Source organism: Pontibacter liquoris (assembly GCF_022758235.1).
GTDB classification, from domain to species: Bacteria; Bacteroidota; Bacteroidia; order Cytophagales; family Hymenobacteraceae; genus Pontibacter; species Pontibacter liquoris.
Window position 1 is genome coordinate 1,591,432 of the sequence record NZ_JALEBG010000001.1, and the last position, 19,720, is coordinate 1,611,151.

General features: G+C 46.9%; 20 protein-coding genes. 9 read left to right on the top strand and 11 right to left on the bottom strand.

Annotated elements, in window-relative coordinates:
- Positions 1–46 precede the first annotated feature (46 nt).
- The 9 genes from LWL52_RS06495 to LWL52_RS06535 form a co-directional block, all read right to left on the bottom strand.
- On the bottom strand, positions 47–1,549 hold the full coding sequence (locus tag LWL52_RS06495) for an iron-containing alcohol dehydrogenase (RefSeq protein ID WP_242918072.1): 1,503 nt from the start codon (positions 1,547–1,549) through the stop codon (positions 47–49).
- Positions 1,550–1,570: 21 nt separating this feature from the next.
- Positions 1,571–2,419, bottom strand: coding sequence for a LicD family protein (locus LWL52_RS06500; RefSeq protein ID WP_242918075.1), 849 nt, complete (start codon positions 2,417–2,419; stop codon positions 1,571–1,573).
- 3 nt (positions 2,420–2,422) lie between these two features.
- Positions 2,423–3,139, bottom strand: coding sequence for a nucleoside/nucleotide kinase family protein (locus tag LWL52_RS06505; protein ID WP_242918077.1), 717 nt, complete (start codon positions 3,137–3,139; stop codon positions 2,423–2,425).
- A 417-nt stretch (positions 3,140–3,556) separates the two neighbouring features.
- Positions 3,557–4,054, bottom strand: coding sequence for a UpxY family transcription antiterminator (locus tag LWL52_RS06510; RefSeq protein WP_242918079.1), 498 nt, complete (start codon positions 4,052–4,054; stop codon positions 3,557–3,559).
- 176 nt (positions 4,055–4,230) lie between these two features.
- Positions 4,231–6,543 (bottom strand): GumC family protein, encoded by a 2,313-nt coding sequence (locus tag LWL52_RS06515; protein WP_242918081.1) that lies wholly within the window; start codon positions 6,541–6,543, stop codon positions 4,231–4,233.
- 27 nt (positions 6,544–6,570) lie between these two features.
- Entirely contained in the window at positions 6,571–7,359 is a 789-nt protein-coding gene (locus tag LWL52_RS06520; RefSeq protein WP_242918083.1) for a polysaccharide biosynthesis/export family protein, read from the bottom strand.
- A gap of 538 nt (positions 7,360–7,897) precedes the next feature.
- Positions 7,898–8,848, bottom strand: a complete 951-nt coding sequence (locus LWL52_RS06525; protein ID WP_242918086.1) for a Smr/MutS family protein — start codon at positions 8,846–8,848, stop codon at positions 7,898–7,900.
- Positions 8,849–8,960: 112 nt separating this feature from the next.
- Entirely contained in the window at positions 8,961–9,890 is a 930-nt protein-coding gene (locus tag LWL52_RS06530) for a DUF2279 domain-containing protein (RefSeq protein WP_242918088.1), read from the bottom strand.
- A 425-nt stretch (positions 9,891–10,315) separates the two neighbouring features.
- The gene (locus LWL52_RS06535) at positions 10,316–10,648 is read right to left on the bottom strand and encodes a tetratricopeptide repeat protein (RefSeq protein ID WP_242918090.1); all 333 of its coding nucleotides are present in this window, start codon (positions 10,646–10,648) and stop codon (positions 10,316–10,318) included.
- Positions 10,649–10,713: 65 nt separating this feature from the next.
- Between LWL52_RS06535 and LWL52_RS06540 the strand changes: the two genes are divergently transcribed.
- From LWL52_RS06540 to LWL52_RS06555, 4 genes are all read left to right on the top strand, one after another.
- Positions 10,714–11,454: an electron transfer flavoprotein subunit beta/FixA family protein gene (locus tag LWL52_RS06540; protein WP_242918092.1), complete on the top strand. Its 741-nt coding sequence runs from the start codon at positions 10,714–10,716 to the stop codon at positions 11,452–11,454.
- A gap of 4 nt (positions 11,455–11,458) precedes the next feature.
- Entirely contained in the window at positions 11,459–12,439 is a 981-nt protein-coding gene (locus LWL52_RS06545) for an electron transfer flavoprotein subunit alpha/FixB family protein (RefSeq protein ID WP_242918094.1), read from the top strand.
- Positions 12,440–12,453: 14 nt separating this feature from the next.
- On the top strand, positions 12,454–13,065 hold the full coding sequence (locus tag LWL52_RS06550; RefSeq protein WP_242918096.1) for a bifunctional nuclease family protein: 612 nt from the start codon (positions 12,454–12,456) through the stop codon (positions 13,063–13,065).
- Positions 13,066–13,167: 102 nt separating this feature from the next.
- Positions 13,168–14,472: a NupC/NupG family nucleoside CNT transporter gene (locus LWL52_RS06555; RefSeq protein ID WP_242918098.1), complete on the top strand. Its 1,305-nt coding sequence runs from the start codon at positions 13,168–13,170 to the stop codon at positions 14,470–14,472.
- A gap of 69 nt (positions 14,473–14,541) precedes the next feature.
- Here LWL52_RS06555 and LWL52_RS06560 read toward each other — a convergent pair whose 3' ends face one another.
- Both LWL52_RS06560 and LWL52_RS06565 read right to left on the bottom strand, forming a co-directional pair.
- Positions 14,542–15,318 (bottom strand): ABC transporter ATP-binding protein, encoded by a 777-nt coding sequence (locus LWL52_RS06560; RefSeq protein ID WP_242918100.1) that lies wholly within the window; start codon positions 15,316–15,318, stop codon positions 14,542–14,544.
- A gap of 15 nt (positions 15,319–15,333) precedes the next feature.
- Positions 15,334–16,065 (bottom strand): MlaE family ABC transporter permease, encoded by a 732-nt coding sequence (locus tag LWL52_RS06565; protein ID WP_242918103.1) that lies wholly within the window; start codon positions 16,063–16,065, stop codon positions 15,334–15,336.
- Between the two features lie 115 nt (positions 16,066–16,180).
- On the opposite strand from LWL52_RS06565, the gene LWL52_RS06570 reads away from it, so the two are divergent.
- From LWL52_RS06570 to LWL52_RS06590, 5 genes are all read left to right on the top strand, one after another.
- On the top strand, positions 16,181–16,888 hold the full coding sequence (locus LWL52_RS06570) for an SDR family oxidoreductase (protein ID WP_242918104.1): 708 nt from the start codon (positions 16,181–16,183) through the stop codon (positions 16,886–16,888).
- Positions 16,889–16,922: 34 nt separating this feature from the next.
- The gene (locus LWL52_RS06575; protein ID WP_242918106.1) at positions 16,923–17,591 is read left to right on the top strand and encodes a phosphoribosylanthranilate isomerase; all 669 of its coding nucleotides are present in this window, start codon (positions 16,923–16,925) and stop codon (positions 17,589–17,591) included.
- 54 nt (positions 17,592–17,645) lie between these two features.
- The gene (locus LWL52_RS06580) at positions 17,646–18,350 is read left to right on the top strand and encodes an SDR family oxidoreductase (RefSeq protein WP_242918108.1); all 705 of its coding nucleotides are present in this window, start codon (positions 17,646–17,648) and stop codon (positions 18,348–18,350) included.
- A gap of 154 nt (positions 18,351–18,504) precedes the next feature.
- Positions 18,505–19,422: a gliding motility-associated ABC transporter ATP-binding subunit GldA gene (gene gldA, locus LWL52_RS06585; RefSeq protein WP_242918109.1), complete on the top strand. Its 918-nt coding sequence runs from the start codon at positions 18,505–18,507 to the stop codon at positions 19,420–19,422.
- A 69-nt stretch (positions 19,423–19,491) separates the two neighbouring features.
- Positions 19,492–19,638 (top strand): hypothetical protein, encoded by a 147-nt coding sequence (locus LWL52_RS06590; RefSeq protein WP_242918111.1) that lies wholly within the window; start codon positions 19,492–19,494, stop codon positions 19,636–19,638.
- Positions 19,639–19,720: the final 82 nt, after the last annotated feature.

Consider the following 19,720-nt stretch of genomic DNA (forward strand, 5'->3'; position numbering starts at 1 on the left):
GAGAATACAATGCTGCTTTACTTCCAGCTGATCGCCAGTACTTAACTTATGAGAGCTGGTAGGAGGTATCGTATACCTTGAATCTTTCTAAAAAAGTCAGAAAATCGCTGTATAAATCTTCGAACTTCATGCCTTTACAGGTATCAAGTATGGTAAAGCGGCCTGGTCGCATTTTAAAAGACGTGTCGTAAATCAAGGAGAGCTTGTCGGTTAGTTTATCGTCCAGGAGATGAAAAGCCAGTGGGATGTTAAGCTCCTGCGCATAATTGATACATTTTGCATCCAGCTTCTTTTGCAGGTACAGGCAGAAAATACTGATAGAGCCTACCTGTAAACCGTGTAATGTGTTTTCAGAGAAATTGTAGTAGTCAATGGCATGGCTTATCAGGTGTTCGCTTCCGCTGCAGGGGCGGCTTGTTCCGGCCAGGGCCATAGATAAACCCGAATTGATCTGGCAGTATACTACCTGCTTGAGGAAATTCCTGTTCTTTATATCTTTTGATTCATGGTGTAACAGCCCGAAAGCAGCGCTTCTGGACAGCATATACGCCAGATCATTTATCGTTTCGCCATTTGTCTGGGCAGCTAAAACCCAGTCGTTTGTTGCAGAAATATTAGAAAGTATGTCGCCTGCTGCAGCCTGCAGGAATCTGACTGGTGAGTTCCTGATAATATTAATGTCGACCACAACCCCGTAAGGGGTTTTGCCAGGTAAACTCAACGTCTGGTCATTTTGATCTTTAATCACAGCGATAGGTGAGACCAGCCCATCATTAGATATAATGGTGGGGACAAGCAGATTTTCTATATCGGCCAGTAAACTTACCCGTTTTACAACATCCAGTATCGACCCGCCTCCAACGCCGATAAGGAGATCGATCTTATTCGAAAGGCAGTATTCTTTTATAGCCTCTACTGTATTCTCATCATTTTTGTAAGCGATATAGCTGGCAGCAGGCAGCGAGGCAAGTATTATTTCTGCGTATTTTAAAGAGCTGGTGCTACCCGAAACAACCAGTATCTTTTTAAAAGGCACATTATTTATCTTTAAGAAGACCGGGAGTTTATCAATGATATTCTCATTTACCTGGAAAATGGTAGGCAGCTGAATAGATTTATTCTGGCAGGGCTTATTCCCTTTTATTTGCTCTATTACAGAAGTGGTACTGATGCCCGAAGTATAAGGTACCAGTACCATGTCGATCTGGTGCGACTTCAGGTAGGCTTCTGTTACGCGTATCTGCTGTAAATAACTTTTGCGTTCCCAATCATCTCCATGAACTATGGCATCAATCTTATACTTCTCCAGGTATGCTTTATTGTCGTATCCCCGTATTATGAAGGCTTCATCCACATATTTACAGGCTTTTATCATCTCCAGCCTGTCCTGCTCATCATGGAAAGGCTTTCGTTTATACTCCGCCACCATTTCGTCACCATTTACAGCCACTATGAGTCGTTTGCCAAGTGACTTGGCTTTACTTAAAAGCGCTATATGGCCTTTATGAAATAGATCAAAGACTCCAATTACGTAAACATTATTATACATACCGGCTGTTATTTTTTTTAGCTAGATCATTGCTTTTGCTTTCTTTCTATCCTTCCAGTGGAGGATCTCGGTGTGGTTGCAAGGCGTAAAAGGGTCGGGTATACCAATGCTATGATGGCCCATTTGTTTTTGCGCAGGAGGCGGTTGCATGTAATTGCCGTAACGCCTTTGGAGGTAAGGGTGCCAGCCTTTTGGTATAGGAACTTCCATGCCTTCGAACGCTGCTTTTGCGACTTCTTCTATCTCAGAGGCTTTAAAGTAGTTTGTACCCAGCCGCACCATTTTGCGCCCATTTATAAAACTACTGGCGTAGACAAGCGGCAGAGGAACATTGCGGGCGATCCATTTCTGCACCCGGGCCCGGGAAAGGTTGCCCTTTTGTTGCAGGAAAAAAATGAGCAGCCGGTTCTGAAGGTAAATGAACAAGTTGTTCGGCAGGTATGCCCGGTCAAAAACAAGGATATCGAGCATTAAGCCGCTGTGCCACTTAAGCTGCTGCATACTTTCCGGCAAACTGTAGCTGCTATACTTGTCTCTTAGTTTTGCTTCTACCCGGTGGCAGGCAGGAAAGTATGTATCTGTTTCCGGCGTCTGAAAGAAAATATCGTCCGGCAATTCAGGCACCGCCAAGAGGGTAAACTTTTCAAAATTTTCCCGTGTCATGCCCACATCCAGGTCATCATCCCAGGGTTTAAAACCTTTGTAAATAGCCGCAGCTTTTAAAGTACCGCTACATAAAAAATACTGGATCTGATGTTTTCTGCACAGATGATCAAAAATTTTAAACATCCGCAGCAGCACCATGTGGCACTGTGCGATGCGTGTTTCACCTTCTTCTCGCTTATCCGGAAATAATGCCTCAAAATCCATACATCAGGTAAGTTCTATTTTCCTTTTGCGCAAGTAATCCATAATGAATAATGTAGCCTGCTCTACCGTATTTTCAATTTCCTGCTCATTGTTGATGACAATACTGTTGGGCAGAAAGCTGCGCAGTTGTAAATATTTGGTACGGAGCTTTTCAGCCATCTCATAGTTGAGTTCCTGTTTGCGTTTCAGCAGAACCTCGGTTGGCAGGTCAAGTATGATCCAGAGATCAGGTTTGGGCAAAATAAAGTGGATGAACTTAATATATAATTCGTTGCCCTTAATCCGGTACCGCAGAGGGTCGGCCAGCACATCTACAAAATAGCGGTCATAAAATATCAGTTGCGCCTGCAGCTTTAGAGGAAAAACCTTTAGCCAGTATCCGAACAGAAAGTCTAGCAGCAGAAGATTAAGTTTAAGGAAAGATGCAAAGCGGCCTCTCTCCTTATACATATGCGGTTTTGAAAAATGATACCCTTCATTTTTATTAAAGATGGCTCCCTTATAAAAAATAGCCGGCATTTTTTTAAAAGTGGCTGTTTTACGAAAATGGCGCCCTAACTGACCCGCAACTATTTCATTGATAAAGGTGGATTTGCCGCATCCATCCCGCCCCAGTATACCTACTACCAACCCGGTAGACCTGCTCCTTGAACTTAAGAGCCCAGGTTTGGTCTGCAGGACATTGGTACCTGTATGAGTATTTGAAGGGGAAAGTAACATAGCTGTCTTTGCTGTAGCAGGGTTAAACTTCAAAAATGGGCACAAGGGGGAAGCTGAGCGTTGAGTGTGTAATAAGCAATATAGAGGCAGCAAAAGCCCCTGGTATATGTAATTTATCGCTTCAGAATTCTTATTTTATTTTATACTTAAGCATGAATGTTTTTAACTATATTTTTTACAGCTCGCAGGAACAAGTGCTTTTGGTTTTAGCTATACTTGCAATCAAACCTTCTCTACATTCCATCAGCGCGGATACAGCATTTGTTATGAATGCATGAGATTACTTGTTTCTACCTGACTATTTATCCCAATTCACAGCTGCTGTTTATTCTGTACCTCTTCCCCTCATTGAAGCTTGTCAAGTCTTTCATTTATTTGGTCGGCGACGGCTACATTTCACTTTTTATTACTGCAGAATCAGTCGGTTGCTTTTACGATGCTGGCGCTTTCAACTTCAGCATACATTATATAGCCAAGAGAGGGGAGCGCAATTTTTACGCGGTTGTTTTTTACAGCCACTACAGTACCTTCCCGTTCCCGGAGTGAGCCGCTGTTGATCTTTACCTTATCATTAAAATGAAGCTGATCTTTCTCCAACTTTACATGCTGGTGTTCGCTCAAAAATTGTCTGATCAATTCAATTTCGTTATCTCTTATTATAGCAGGTTTCCCTAACCAGTGTAGTATGTGTAAAACACCATTCACTTTTTTTACCTCACTTAGTTGCTTTTCCTCAACATGAACAAATACATAAGAGGTGAAGAGGGGTTCCAGTACTGTTTTTCTTCTGTCACTCCATTGTTTTAGTACCTTGTTAAGCGGGCAGTAGTTCGAAACGTTATGAAGCGTTAAATTATCTGCTACCTTTTTCTCCCAACGGGGTTTGGTGTAGATGGCATACCAATTTTGATTCATAACAGTTTGCATTTGATTTGTTCATTCCCGTAAGAAATACGGCTTCGCCCTCCTCAGTCACATAGCGTAACCGGGTTAAAGATAATTTAAGGTATAGCAACTTAGCAGGATGATGTAAGATTGCTACAGGGCAGTATTAAGGGAGCTAATTGAGGCAATTACGGCTTGTAAACTAACTATGCGCCGGTCTTGATGCTTCTGTTTCTGTAAGTTTTATCACCATACTTAAAGTCATGGCCATAACCGTATCCATAACCATACTGGCCTTTGACAAAACCTCTTGGTTTTACCCCGTTAAATACGATGGCAACATTATACAATGACCGTAGCTTATGATCTTGCCCCAGGCGCTGCACCAGATTTTTGGGAGTATAGGCATGACGCATTACAAGCAAGGTCATATCACAAAACTCAGATAATAAATAGGCATCTGACACGAGTTCCAAAGGTGGCGTGTCTATGATAATATAATCAAAGGCATCTTCCAGGTATGTGAATAGTACTTCCAGTCGTCCGTTAAGCAGGAGTTCAGTGTTATCGCCGATATTTATACCTGCCGCTACAACACTAAGATTACTGAAAGGGGTATCATAAATTATGTTCTGAGGCTGTATATCTTCTTCTAAATATTCTGTAAGGCCCGTCTGCTGGTAAAGGTCAAACAACTGCGATGTTCTGGGGTTTCGCAGATCACAGTCTACAAGCACCACTTTTTTGCCCGATGAGGCCAAGCTATACGCCAGGTTAGTGCTTACAAAGCTTTTTCCTTCGCCCGGTATACTCGACGTAATCATTATTTTCTTTTTTGTAAAGGTGCGGCCGTAAAGTCCCAGCGTTGCTCTTAGCTGACGGAATTGCTCAATAACTGTTACTTCGGTAGGCTTCAGAAACAAACTCGCTTTCGGTTGTTTCACCAATGATAGTTCTGCTACAATGGGCGCATGTGTATGCTCTTCGATTTCGGACCGGAATAACAGCTTGCCATTCATTAATTCTTTACCCATCACCATGGCAATACCGGAAAAGAAGGCCAATACCACCGCAATAAGGTAAACATGTAATGGTCTGGGACTAACCGGCAGTAAAGATGATTCAGCCATATCCACAATCCGGGTATCGCCGGCGGTAGGGGCATAAGACAAAACTGTTTCTTCTCTTTTCTGTAGCAGAAAGCTATAGGCATCATTTTTAATAGCCTGTTGCCGGCTAATTTCAAGCAGTTCCCTTTCTTTTTGCGGAATTGTCTGCAGAACGGTCTGGTATTGGTTGTTCGTAGCTGTCAGGTTTGCGCGGCTTGCCAGTAAAGCACTCCGCTGGTTACCGATATTTTCGAGAATACTGGGGCGAATCTTTTCTATTTCATCAGTAATAGACACCAGTATAGGGTTATTCTCAGCCGTTGTCTTTTTTAATTTTTGATATTCGATTTCTGAGTTGTATAGCTTTTCTAACAGCTGCGACAATACTGGGTCATTGATACCCAAAGTGGACGGCACGATGCCCGCCGAATTGTTTTTAGAAATAACATACCTTTCCACCTTATCCAGCACTGCCAGTTGCAGGTTCAGTTCGCTGATCTTTCGGTCGGTATCGCCTACATTGTTCAGAAACAGCTTCCCTTGTTCGCTTAGGTTTACAACACCTTTCCTGGATTTATATTTGACAACTTCATTTTCTAACACATCCAGTTCCTTTTCAACCAGCTTGATGCGGTCCTCAACAAAGGAGAGGGTATTGGCGGCCAGCTTGTTCCTTTCGTTTACAGCAACCTCGTTGTAAGTATGGATCAGCGTGTTCAGAATCTCTTCGCCGCGTTCGGGTACCGGATCATACAACTTCAGATTCACTACAGTCGACAATTTATTTTCAGCCTCGATGCTTAAGTTCTCCAGTAAGTCCTCTGTTACCTTCTTAGGTTTGATCAGGGAAAAGAAAAGCGGGTCTGTATTCAGGGCTGTACGTTTAGGGTTCGAGGTAAATTTCATAATACCATATGGCGTTTGAACCCATTCTCTTAATGGGTATTCTTTATCTCCGATTTTTATTTTATTCCGGTTCTTATCTATCGTAAAATAAACCTTTGCTACTTCTTTTAGCTTATCCGGGGATTTTACCTTTATTTGAACAGGGGAAGTTGTATAGGCAGACATGGTCTTAAATTTACCCTCCTCATAAACAGGAGCATAAAGCCTGAGGTATTTAACAACCTGCTTCATCAGGGCACGGGAGTATAAAACCTTGATCTCGTTCTCTACAATTTTATTAGAGGTAAAGGCATCGATGGACTCGGTCATCCTGGAATCATTTACGCCTTTTTTCTCATCCTTTATGATCAGAGTAGCCGATGATTCATAAACAGGAATAGAATAATAGTTCATATAACCCCACGCACACGCAGAGAAGAATGTCAGCAAAAGCGCAAACAAGGGCCAGAAGGGCAGGTACTTATATACCAGAGTCGAAAGTAGATTATTTTCTGAACTTGCCATACCTTTATAAATAAAGCTTCCTAAAATTTAATTCGTCAAACGATCAAGTGCAATCACCACCACTGACAAGCCACTAAACACGACCGGAAGCCAAAGTTTTGCATTACCCGAACTCTGAACTTTGGCTTTATTTGGCTCTACATAAATAATGTCATTTGATTTCAGGTTGTAGTATGGCGACGTAAACAGTTCATCTGTTGTTAAGTTGATCCGGATTAGTTTTTTCTTGCCTTCCTCTTCTCTAATAAGTAACACATTATCGCGGTTTGCATAGATGGTTAAATCACCGGCCAGGCCTAGGGCTTCTAAAAGCGTTATTTTTTCATTGGGAACCGTTAATACAGACGGATGCGCAACTTCCCCTAAAACAGAGACCTTATAGTTCAGAAAGCGGATATCTACTACAGGTTCAATCAGCAGTTTACGATTTATCAGCTCATCCCTGATTTTGTCATTGAGCGCTTTTTTGGTTAAGCCTGATGCTTTTAATTTCCCTAGAAAAGGTAACTGGACATTCCCCTCCTGATCTACCAGGTAGCCTACAGCTTGCGTAATGGAATTGGTAGCGGTAATAGAGCGGGTATCGCTGATATTAAACGTATTGAAGTACTCCGAAGCGGCCGGATTCGAACTGCTGATCACGATACTCAATAAATCATTGTTTTGAATGACAGGCTCCAGGTTCTGCAAATTCCCATTATATTCAGAGGTTTGTACATTCTCAAAGTATAAAGCCCCCTTTCTGCTGGCGCAGTTTGTAAAAAGTAATACGATCAAAAGTATGTAGAGAGGGTAAAGGGTGTTGCAGGGTTTCATGTATAGGCAGTTATATAATTATATGCTGATATAGAATGCGCGGAAAAGAAATGCTGCTACATGCATGTTGTTAGCAACATTTAAATTAATGTGCATAAAATACAATACGGAAGAATAGGGGCGATGTTATGGTTAAGTTAAATTATAATTAAACATGTTAAAGGGATATAATATATGCTATAAATTGATTTTGGGTGAGCCCAAATAATTAAGGTGAAATGTGCTAGAAAGTAGGAGATATGGCAGGTGTAATTATACGCTCGAAGTATCGTGTATAGAACGAGGAAAGATGGCGACCTGGACTTCTTAAAAGTAGTGGGAGACAGTGGGAGACAGAATCTTATAGCTCCTAGGTTACATACTCCTGATAGCTTTTATACTATCAGGAGTATGTAACCTAGGAGCTGCAGTTATTTAGTAAGGGCTATAAGTATCTTAAAGCCAGTTTTTTGGAGAGATTATATTTGTGAACTATCTACTTGCTTTTATGCTGTTAAGTTCGTGTAGTGCTTAACTGGTAGCACAAAACCACTGCCGCCTACCTTAACCGTACCAGCGTAGCGCCGTAGCCAAACTTCTCTTTGCGGGCATCTTCAAAGAAACGGATACCGGGCGTATGGCTCAGGATCTTTTGGATCTCCTTGCGTAAAACTCCGTTTCCGGTGCCATGAATAAAAATGATCTCGTGCATATTGGCAGCCATAGCTCGCTCCAAAGCATCCTGGAAACGCTCCAGTTGTAGTTTCAGCATGGCGCTGTTGCTCATACCACTGTGGTCTTCTACCAGCTTGTCGATGTGCAGGTCTACTTCGTGCTCGGGTGCCTGCAGCTTAAAGCCCTCTGCCTGGGTGGGGGTATCACTTAGCTGCTCCCTTATCTTATTCGTGTCAATAGCTACCGGTTTCTGATCTAACTGAAATAGGTAGGCTTCTTTGTTAAGAACGGGCGCCATTTTTTTGCTCTTATAAAAGGAGTTGGCCCGGAATTGCACGCGTTTGGTTACGGGCTCGAAAAGGGAAGTGCCGCCGTTACGGTGCTGGATGAACTGGATCAGCAGGCTGGGCCACTTCTCGAAGTCTTTCAGATGGTAATGTGCTATTACTCGCGTATTCTTTGGGTTCAGCTTATCGTTTTGAAGACCGCGGTACCCTTTTTCACGCTCCTCGCCGCTGGTAAACAGCACATCGAAGTCGGTATTGTTGATAATAGTAGCTGCCAGCAACTCTTCTGATTGGTGTACCAGGGCCAGGTAAATGCCCTGCGTAGCCAGCACCGGTGCAGCGGCCTCTTTCCTTGGCGTGAAGGCAGCTTCATCATCCTGCCGCATAAATTTTTGTTCTTCGGCAGCAATTACCACTACTTCGCGGCGTGATACAGGGATAGTAAAATCGTTATCGATGGCTACTTCTACAATGCCGTTATCTAAAATGCGGGTGATGATGCCTTCTTCCCGGCCTGACATCAGTCGCACGCGGTCTCCTACGTTCATAGTTTTGTCTTCTTGATGGTTTGCTTTATACTTCCATTCTTACATCCGCTCCATTTCGCATCAGCAAGTATAGCTACACAAAGGTACGTTCTTTTGCAGAAAGAGGCGCAGCTTAAAAATACAGCGGGTGCAGCTTAAAACCCCTTTTGCTGTTGTATTCCAGGGTGGGTGCCGGCACTTTTACCATGCTGAGCAGATATAGAGCGGAATTCAGGAATTTACTGTTGCCTCTAAAGTATAGCAGGTTCAGGTCGGGGCTGAGGTAAAACTGGCGGTGTGCCTGCAGGCCCAGTGCCTTGTTGGCAGGGACGTGGTTGTATACCATCTCTTCGGCGCCATAGCCTATGGCCAGGTTCAGCCACCGAGGGTAACGCGTTTCGGTTTTCAGAAAAGCACCTACATCCACCGAGAGCCAGTATGTTTGCCCGTTATAATCCTTCAGGGCCTGTTCGCTACTGCTGCTGCCCAGCACAGCGGGTCGCATGCCGGCAAAGCGGGTCGTATGAAACGAGTACTTGGGCATGATGCGGATCTCCTGCCAGGCAAGTTCCTGCGAGATGACCGCCGCAGAGCCCAGGGCGTTGGCCAGCATATCGCCAGCTGAGGCCCCGTAGGCTGCCTGATAGCCGTCAAAAAGCTCTACAGGTGTTTGGAGGGCAATCCCCAGCAGCCCGCCATATATGATCGCTTTCTTGTCCGGAACACCCGACCAGCGCAAAAGATCTGCCCCAGCACGACTTTGCTGAAACGCCCCCCAGAAGTGACCGGTCTTGTCCATTTGCTTCCACTCGGCATTGTCGTTGAAAAAATGAAAGCGGGTACGTTCCTGCTCCTTATACCATGCCTTGTTCAAGGAAACCACCATACCGGTATATCCAACTCCCAAGGTTACCCCTAGTAAGAGCAGCCGCTTCTGGTTTACACGGGCAGAGTCTGGCAGTGGTGCCTGCGCCGCTGAAGCCACGGGCCGGCAAACCAGCAGGCCTGCAAATAGAAGTATAAAGTATAGCTGCCGCTGGAACATAGCCTCTAAGATACTCAATTTAGCAAAGCGGAAATGCCGCTACGCAAAGGATTTATAAATGCGTGGCCCACCGGTAAGGCAGAATCCCCTTGAACGCATGTAGCACCGGAAGTATAACACGAATAGGAGCGGGGCATCTATGCGCTAGCATGCTGCAGGTGCAAAGCAGCAGGTTCTGACCAGATTCTGATCAGGTAAGGGGCACACTTATACTTATGAGGTTAACAGTAGAGCTCTTTTCTACCAGGCAGAAATAGCCCGGGCACCCACAGAATCCCTGGTTACTTATTCCTGGCTCAGGCTTACAGCAGTTTGCGGAATTATAAGTTATTTAGACCAGGCGCAACAAAATACGGGTCTTGGAGTTTTATACTATAGTATACTTGCAATTATGCTGCATGCATACTATTTTTGAAAAGCTGAGCTGCGGGGAAGTATACGCTTTAATCGTCTTCGTAATCGAGGCCCATCATTTTGTTGTAAGCCTGCTGTAGTTCTGAAAAAGCATGCATGTTGCCTTCCTGGCGGCTTATCTGCAGCCCTTTTTTGTAGATGCGCGCTGCTACATCCTGCTGCCCAAGCTCTTCGTATAGTTTGGCGGCATGGTAGTAAGTGCCTACGTAATTTTCGTGCTCGGCCAGCAGTTGCTCATAGTATGAGCGGGCTTTTTCCACATCGGAAGCGCGGTATTCTGTGGCAAGGGCATACAAGGTAAAAGGGTCGTTTGGGTCGTCTGCCAGAAACTTGAGGAGTTGCTCTAATCTGTTCTGATTCATTTCAAATTGCCTATATTTTAACTAACTTCGCACAAATTTAAATTTAAAAGCTAACATTTCTAACCATGAAAATATTAGTTTGCATCAGTAACGTACCGGATACTACATCCAAGATAAATTTTACGGCTGATAACAAATCCTTTGACAAAAATGGCGTCCAGTTCGTGATCAACCCCTGGGACGAATACGCGTTAACCAGGGCCATTGAGCTGAAAGAAGCCAAAGGCGGTTCGGTAACCGTATTGAACGTAGGGGAGGCCGATGCCGAGCCAAATATCCGGAAAGCACTTGCCATTGGCGCCGATGATGCCATCCGTGTGAACGCGCACCCGACCGATGCCTTTTTTGTGGCGCAGCAGATTGCCGCTATCGCCCAAGAAGAGAAGTATGATATCATTTTGATGGGCAAAGAGTCCATCGATTTTAACGGTTTTCAGGTACACAACATGGTAGGCGAACTGCTGGGCATCCCTTCGGTAACGCCTGCTTTTAAGCTGGACCTGGTAGATGATACGACAGCCCGCCTGGAGCGTGAAATTGAAGGGGGCAAAGAGGTGGTGGAAGTAAAACTGCCTTTTGTGGCCAGCGCGCAGCAGCCTATGTCTGAGCCCCGCATTCCCAATATGCGCGGTATTATGACGGCCCGCACCAAGCCCCTGAAAGTGGTGGAGCCCGTATCAACTGCGGCAAAAACGGAATACGTCAACTTTAGCAAGCCCGAGAAAAAAGGCGGCGTAAAGATGATCGATCCGGAAAATGCCGGAGAATTAATTTCATTATTACGAAACGAAGCTAAAGTACTATAACGCCATGTCTGTACTAGTATTTGTAGAAGGTCTTAACGGAGAGATCAAGAAATCGTCTTTAGAGGCGGCATTTTATGGAAGCCAGGTAGCCCAAACCCTGGGAACTACAGCCACCGCCGTGGCCATTGGCGATGTGCACCAGGATGCGCTTGCCAGATTAGGCGAGCAGGGTATAAGCAAAGTGCTGTATGACAGTGACGAGCGGCTGAAGCAGTTCGTAGCCGATGCTTATGTAAAAGTAATTGCCGCTGCTGCGCAGAAAGAAAACGCCAAAGTGCTGGTGTTCTCTAATTCAAACATTGGCGCGGCGGTAGGTTCTAAGCTGGCCGTACGCCTGCAGGGCTCGCTGGCTACCAACGTAACTACCCTGCCAAAAACAGAAAATGGCGCTTTTACCGTTACTCGCAGCGTTTTTTCAGGCAAAGCTTTTGCTGATGTAGCCCTTACGTCTGAAGTGAAGATCATTGCCGTGAAGAAAAATGCCCTGGAGATCGGTGCTGCTGCTGGCAATGCCGCTGCTGTGGAGAGCTTTTCAGCGGCCCTTTCAGATGCTGATTTTGCCGCTGCTCCAAAAGAGACCGTAATGCAGGATTCGGAAGGTGGCGTGTTGCTGCCTGAGGCCGAGATTGTGGTATCCGGCGGTCGTGGCCTGAAAGGGCCTGAAAACTGGCACCTGGTAGAGGATCTGGCAAAAGCCCTTGGCGCGGCCACCGCTTGTTCCAAACCGGTTTCGGACCTGGACTGGCGCCCGCACCATGAGCACGTAGGCCAGACGGGGATCACCATCAGCCCGAACTTATATATTGCCATTGGTATATCCGGTGCTATCCAGCACCTGGCAGGGGTTAACTCTTCTAAAGTGATTGTCGTTATTAATAAGGATCCGGAAGCGCCCTTCTTTAAAGCCGCTGATTATGGCATAGTAGGCGACGCTTTCGAGGTGGTTCCTAAATTAATAGAAGCTGCCAAAGCGTTAGACAAATAGACTTAGAAGATACTGTGAAGAAAATTCAGCTAGAGATACTCGGGCTCTCCTCCAGCCAGTCCCAGACGGGATCGTTTGCGCTTGTACTGGGCGAGAGAGATGGAAACAGAAGGTTGCCCATTATTATCGGCATGTTTGAAGCCCAATCTATTGCCATCCAGATAGAGAAGATCAACCCTAACCGGCCTCTTACCCACGACCTGTTCAAAACTTTTGCCGAACAGGTAAATGTAAGTATAACCGAAATTCTGATTTCGGACCTGAAGGAAGGGGTGTTCTACTCCCGGATCATGTGCACGGACGGCACCAAAGATTTCGAACTCGATGCCCGTCCTTCGGATGCGATCGCCATCGGGCTGCGCTTCGGCGTGCCTATTTATACGGTGGAGAGCGTTTTATCGGAAGCAGGTATTATTCTGAGCGATCTGGAAGACGAAGAAGAGAACGAGGAGATGGCCGTGAAAAGCAGCACCTCCAGCACTTCTTCTTCCAGCAGTTCGGGAGCCAAAGAATCCCTCAGCCAGACTTCTGTGGATGAATTGAATAAAATGCTCAACGATGCCCTGGAGAAGGAAGACTACGAACGGGCTGCCAAAATACGGGATGAGTTAAATAAGCGTAACTAAGCCTAACATAAAGTATACCTGAAAAGTCCTGCGCCGAACGCGCAGGACTTTTTGTTTTATGATTTTAATACCCTTACTTTTGGCCCAAATTTCATCCCTAACATGTTAGATATTCTTAGAGGGCTCATTGGCTTAGTGGTCTTGTTGTCCATTGGCTTCTTATTTTCAAAAAACAGAAGAGCAATAAACTGGAAGCTTGTAGGATTCGGTGTTTTCCTGCAAATTCTATTTGGCGTACTGGTTACGCAGGTACCCTTAATTGCAGATGGTTTTGCGGCCGTAAGCCGGGGTTTTGTTACGTTTCTTGATTTCTCTCAGGCCGGCGCCCAGTTTCTTTTCGGCAACCTGGCCGATCCGGGTAAGAACAACGGGCTGGGGTTTATCTTTGCTTTTTCAGTACTGCCTACTATCATTTTCTTTTCTACTGTTTCCTCGGGCTTATACTACCTGGGCGTGCTGCAGAAGATCGTGTATGGTATTGCCTGGGTAATGTCTAAAGGCATGCGCCTGTCGGGTGCCGAGAGCCTTTCTGCTGCCGGCAACATCTTCCTGGGGCAAACAGAAGCCCCTTTGCTGGTGCGGCCTTTTATTTCCCGCATGACGAAGTCAGAACTGATGTGCCTCATGACGGGAGGTATGGCAACCCTGGCTGGTGGTGTGCTGGCTGCTTATGTATCTTTTCTGGGGGGCAATGACCCGGCCCTGAAAGCGGTATTTGCTGCCCACCTGCTCACAGCCTCTATCATGAACGCACCGGCAGGTATCGTGCTAGCTAAAATGCTGGTGCCCGAAACTGAGCCGGAAAAGATCAATACCGAGCTGGAAGTAAGTGACGAGCAGCTGGGCGTGAACCTGGTCGATGCCCTTTCGCGGGGTGCGGCGGATGGTCTGCGGCTTGCAGCCAACGTAGGTGGCATGCTGATGGCCTTCATTGCCGTAATTGCATTGGTTAACTACCTGCTGACCGATATGATCGGTGTCTGGACGGGCCTGAATGGGTGGGTTGTAGCCAGCATTGCCGGTCGTTTTGATGGTTTTTCGCTGCAGTATATTTTGGGTCAGATCTTCCGGGTATTTGCCTTTATTATGGGCGTTCCGTGGGTAGACACCTTGCAGGTAGGCAGTTTGCTGGGGCAAAAAACGGCTATCAACGAGTTTGTGGCTTACCTGGATCTGGCAGAAATGAAAAATGCCGGTTCTATTTCACCAAAGTCTATTGTAATGGCTACTTACGCACTTTGCGGTTTCTCTAACTTCAGTTCCATCGCAATACAGATCGGTGGCATTGGTGGTATGGCGCCAAATCAGCAGGGCAACCTATCCAAGCTAGGGTTTATGGCGTTGCTGGGAGCCTCGCTGGCCTGTATGATGACGGCTACAGTGGCAGGAATGCTGTATGGCCTGTAAAATGGCTTAAACTATAAAAGGCCTGCTGTTGCAAAACAGCAGGCCTTTTATAGTTTACAGGCAAAGCACTTAAAGCCCTTGCTGTTCTTCCTGTTCCTCCATCTTTTTGGCATAGCGCATCAAGCGGTTGGCAAAAATAAAGTCTTTCAGCTCCCGCACCTGGTTTTCCATAATATCGGCGCTGGTGCCTTCCCATAGCTTTTTACCCTCGTAGAGGAACATGATCTTGTCGCCGATCTCAATCACGGAGTTCATGTCGTGGGTTACCACAATAGTTGTAATATTATACTCCTCAGTGATCTCATGGATGAGCTCATCTATTTTAATCGAGGTTTGCGGGTCGAGGCCGGAGTTCGGTTCGTCACAAAACAGGTACGTACAATTGGGCGCAATGGCGCGGGCAATGCCCACACGCTTTTTCATGCCGCCGCTGAGCTCCGAGGGCATTTTCTTATTCGCATTCTCCAGGCCTACGCGCTGCAGACAAAAATTGACGCGGTCCAGGCGCTCGCTCCGGCTCATTTCGGTCAGCATTTTCAACGGGAATTCTATGTTCTCTTCCACAGTCATCGAATCGAAGAGGGCAGAACCCTGGAAAAGCATGCCGATCTTACGCCGGATCTCCTGCCGGATATCGAGTTTGTTGTTGGTAAAGTATGTTCCGTCGAAGGTTACACTGCCCAGGTCGGGTTTTACCAGGCCTACAATGCACTTGAGCAGCACGCTTTTACCCGTACCGCTTGAGCCTAACAGCAGGTTTGTTTTGCCGGTTTCAAAGACGCCACTAATGCCATCCAGCACCTTTCTGCCGTTAAATGATTTATGTATGTTGTGTATCTCTATCATAAAAAAGAATTAACCTTATAGCAGGAGCTGTGCACACACAAAGTCTGCTATTAATACGGCAATAACGCTGTTGGTAACGGCTGCGGTACTGGCGGCGCCCACTTCCAGGGCCCCACCTGCTGTGAAGTAACCTCTGAAAGAAGAGATTGTTGAGATCAGAAAAGCAAATACAACAGACTTGATCAGAGCAAAGGTGATGTTATACCCGATAAAGTCTTCGCGGATGCCTGTAATATATTCCTGTGCGGTAAGTTCGCCGGAAAGCGTGCCCGCTATATAGCCGCCTGCAATGGACAGGAACATAGACAAAATGACCAGCATGGGGAACACCAGCAGCGCGGCAATGATTTTAGGCAGCACCAGGTAAGAAGCCGAGTTAATGCCCATCACTTCCAGGGCATCTACCTGTTCGGTGATCTGCATGGTGCCCAGGCCACCGGCTATACTAGAGCCTACCTTGCCGGCCAGCACAATGGAAGTGATAGTAGGAGCCAGTTCCAGGATCGTCATCTCGCGCACCATAAAGCCGATGGTAGACCGGGGTATGAAGGCATTGTTGAGGTTATAGGATACCTGCACACAGGTCACAGCGCCGATAAAAGTGGAGACGATGGCCACAATGGCAATGGAGTTGATCCCGATCAGAATGGCCTCATCGATCGTCCTGTTAAAAAGGATGCGGGCCGACTCGCCGCGTGAAAACAGGCTGGTGATAAAAAGTAAATACTTTCCGAAATACTGCAGCATAGGTAAGGGCGCGTGGAGGTTAAATCATGCGAATACAAGGTGATGCTAAACAAAAATACTGTTTAATACCTATATTACGTTTAAAATTGTAAAACATATAAACTCAGACATATTTATGCAACGATACATTTTGGTGACCGGAGGTACCAAAGGAATCGGTAAGGCCGTGATAGAGCAGTTTGCCGGCGAAGGCTTTCATATTATCACTTGTTCCCGAAACGAAAAGGACTTGCAAAAGTTGAAGCTTGAAATTGAACAGCGGTTTACTTTTAGCAAAGTATTTTACCGGGCTGCCGATTTAAGCGATAGATTGGCCTTAAATGCGTTTGCCAGCTATGTAAAAGGGCTGAACGTGAAAGTGGATGTGCTGGTAAATAACAGCGGCCTGTTTATCCCGGGCAAAATAACGGAGGAAAACGACGAGGCCCTGCCTTTCATGATCAATACCAACCTGTATAGCGCTTATTATTTAACCCGCGCCTTTGTGCCGGACATGATCCAGCGTCGCTCGGGCCATATATTTAACCTTTGCTCTACGGCCAGCATCACGCCTTATATTAATGGGGGCTCTTACTGCATCTCCAAATTTGCCGTGTATGGGATGACGAAGGTCTTGCGCGAGGAGCTGAAGGAGCATAATGTTCGCGTGACAGCCATACTTCCGGGAGCTACGCTTACGGCAAGCTGGGAAGGAGTAGACCTGCCACCGGAGCGTTTTATTAAGCCTGAGGATGTCGCTGTCTCGATTTACAATGCCTATACATTATCAGAAAGCAGCGTAGTAGAGGAGCTTTTGATCAGGCCGCAACTCGGCGATATTTAACACAAGTATAAACAGAATATAGCGTTTAGCAGAAATGATCAGACACGGGCACAAGCCGCATGTGAAAATCTGTTGCATCAGCAGCATACAGGAAGCGCATACCGCCATACAGCAAGGTGCTTCGGCGTTAGGGCTGGTGGGAGAAATGCCCAGTGGCCCGGGGGTGATCAGTGATACGCTTATCCGGGAGATTGCCCGGCTGATTCCGCCGCCCATTGCGTCTTTTCTACTAACCAGTCATACTACTCCGGCGCGTATCCTTCAGCATCATGACCGGGTGCATACCAACACCATCCAGCTGGTGGATGCGCTGGCACCGGAAGGCTATCAACAGCTCCGCGAGGCCTTGCCGGGCATAAAACTGGTGCAGGTGGTGCATGTGCTGGGCGAAGAGAGCGTGGAAGAAGCGCAACAGGCTGCCGAACATGCCGATGCCATCCTATTGGATTCGGGTAACCCGAAACTGCCGGTGAAAGAACTGGGCGGCACCGGCCGCATACACGACTGGGTCATTAGCCGGAAAATACGCGAAAGCATCAGCAAGCCCCTTTTCTTGGCAGGCGGCTTAAACGCAGACAATGTGCGGGAGGCCATTGAAGTGGTGCAGCCCTTTGGCGTTGACCTCTGCAGCGGAGTGCGCACCAACGGCCTGCTGGACCCGTATAAACTGGAGAAATTCTTTGAAGCAATAGAGAAAGTATAAAGCCCGCCAAAGCAGGGGGATTTTATACTTTCAGGCACTATAAACGATGAAAAAATGGAATTAGAAGGTAAGATAGCTGTGGTTACGGGCGTAAGTAAGGGCATTGGCCTTGCCACCGTGCAGGCACTGCTCGCCAAAGGAATGAAAGTAGCCGGCTGGGGCCGCACCGCGCCCGATTTGCAGCATGAAAATTTCAGCTTCTTCGAATGCGATGTGCGTTATCCTGAGTCAGTGCAGCGGGCCTTTGATCAGACCATCACACAGCTGGGTATTCATGTGTCGGTGCTGGTGAACAACGCCGGCCTGGGTATAGCCGGAAAGCTGGATGAAATATCGGTAGACGACTGGCAGCTGATGTTTGATACCAACGTAAATGGTGTTTTTTACGCATCAAGGCTGGTTTTGCCGGAAATGAAAGAACAGGAAGAAGGGCACATCGTGAACATTTCGTCCATTGCCGGTACCACCGGTGTGGAGCTGATGTCAGGTTACTGCGGCTCCAAGCATGCCGTGCGCGGTATATCGCATGCCTTGTATAAAGAGGTGCGCGACTATGGCGTAAAAGTAACCTGCATCTACCCGGGCTCCGTGCAAACCAATTTCTTCGATAACATAGAAGGCGTTACGGTAAGCAGCAACATGATGCGCCCGGAAGACATTGCCTATACGATATTGCATGTGCTGGAATCACATCCCAACTATCATCATGTCGATATCGAAGTGCGCCCGCTGATGCCCAAAGGAAAACGGCAGAAATAAACAGGAACCTGCAAGTATGGCGCAGCTTTCGTAAATTGCACACCATACTTGCCCGTGCTCGCCCTGCAGGAGCCCTGAAGCAATACACCGTCAGGGTATCTTTACAGCAGGGGCAAAGCTAAAGAATGATCTTACTAACTAGCACCCGATAAATTTGTCTGTTGAAGTAAAGCATCTTACCAAAGTCTTCGGCGCGCAACGTGCGGTGGATGACATTTCCTTTACCGTGGAGCAGGGGCAGATCCTAGGTTTCCTGGGGCCGAACGGAGCCGGAAAATCCACAACCATGAAAATTGCGACCTGCTACCTGCCCCCCACAGCCGGCACGATACTGGTGAATGGCCACGATGTGGTGCAGGACCCGATTGCCGTGCGCCGCCTGGTGGGCTACCTGCCGGAGCACAATCCCCTTTACCTGGACATGTATGTGCACGAGTACTTGCTTTTTACAGCCTCGGTATATGGCCTAAAGGGCCGGCAGGCGCAAAGCCGTGTGCAGGAAATGGTGGAGTTGTGTGGCCTCACGCTGGAACAGGGCAAGAAGATCGGGGCACTTTCCAAGGGCTATCGCCAGCGGGTGGGCCTGGCGCAGGCGCTGGTGCACGACCCGCCGGTGCTTATACTTGATGAGCCAACCACAGGACTGGATCCGAACCAGATCGTGGAGATCCGTTCCCTCATCAGGCGGGTGGGGGAGAATAAGACTGTGCTTTTCTCCACGCACATCATGCAGGAAGTGGCGGCTATCTGCGACCGGGTGGTGATCATTAACCACGGCAAACTGGTGGCTGACAGTGATGTGAAAAGCCTGCAGGCCGGCAACCGCAACGAAAAAGTAACTTTGGTGGAGTTTGAGCAACCGATTGCTGCGGAGGCGCTGCAACAGATCCCGGGTGTGCTGGAGGTAAGTATAGCGCAAGGAAATACGTACCGCGTTACCTCGCACCGCGATGCTGATATCCGCTCCAGCGTGTTCCGTATTGCCGCCGAACAGCACTTGCCCTTGGTCGGATTGCGGCAGGAAGAGAACTCCCTTGAAAAGGTCTTCCAAGAACTCACCAAAGAAAGTTAACAGAAAACATCGAAACATGCTCAATGCCTGCTACAGGCAAAAGAATAACTGGCTTATATTTAAAGTGATATGAAAAAGAACGACCTATACTTGAAAGTGGTATTGTCGATGGGCGCTGTGGCGTTGGCAGGGATATTTATACAAAACCAGCTGCTGCTCAGTAAGATGCAAAAGAAACGAAAGTATTTCAGGGAAAAATACTTTGACCAAAAATAAGGTGCGGCCGGGCAAGTATAACAATGCTCCGCAGTAAAAAGCTTTCCGCCCATATAATTTCTAACTCATACTTTATACCGAA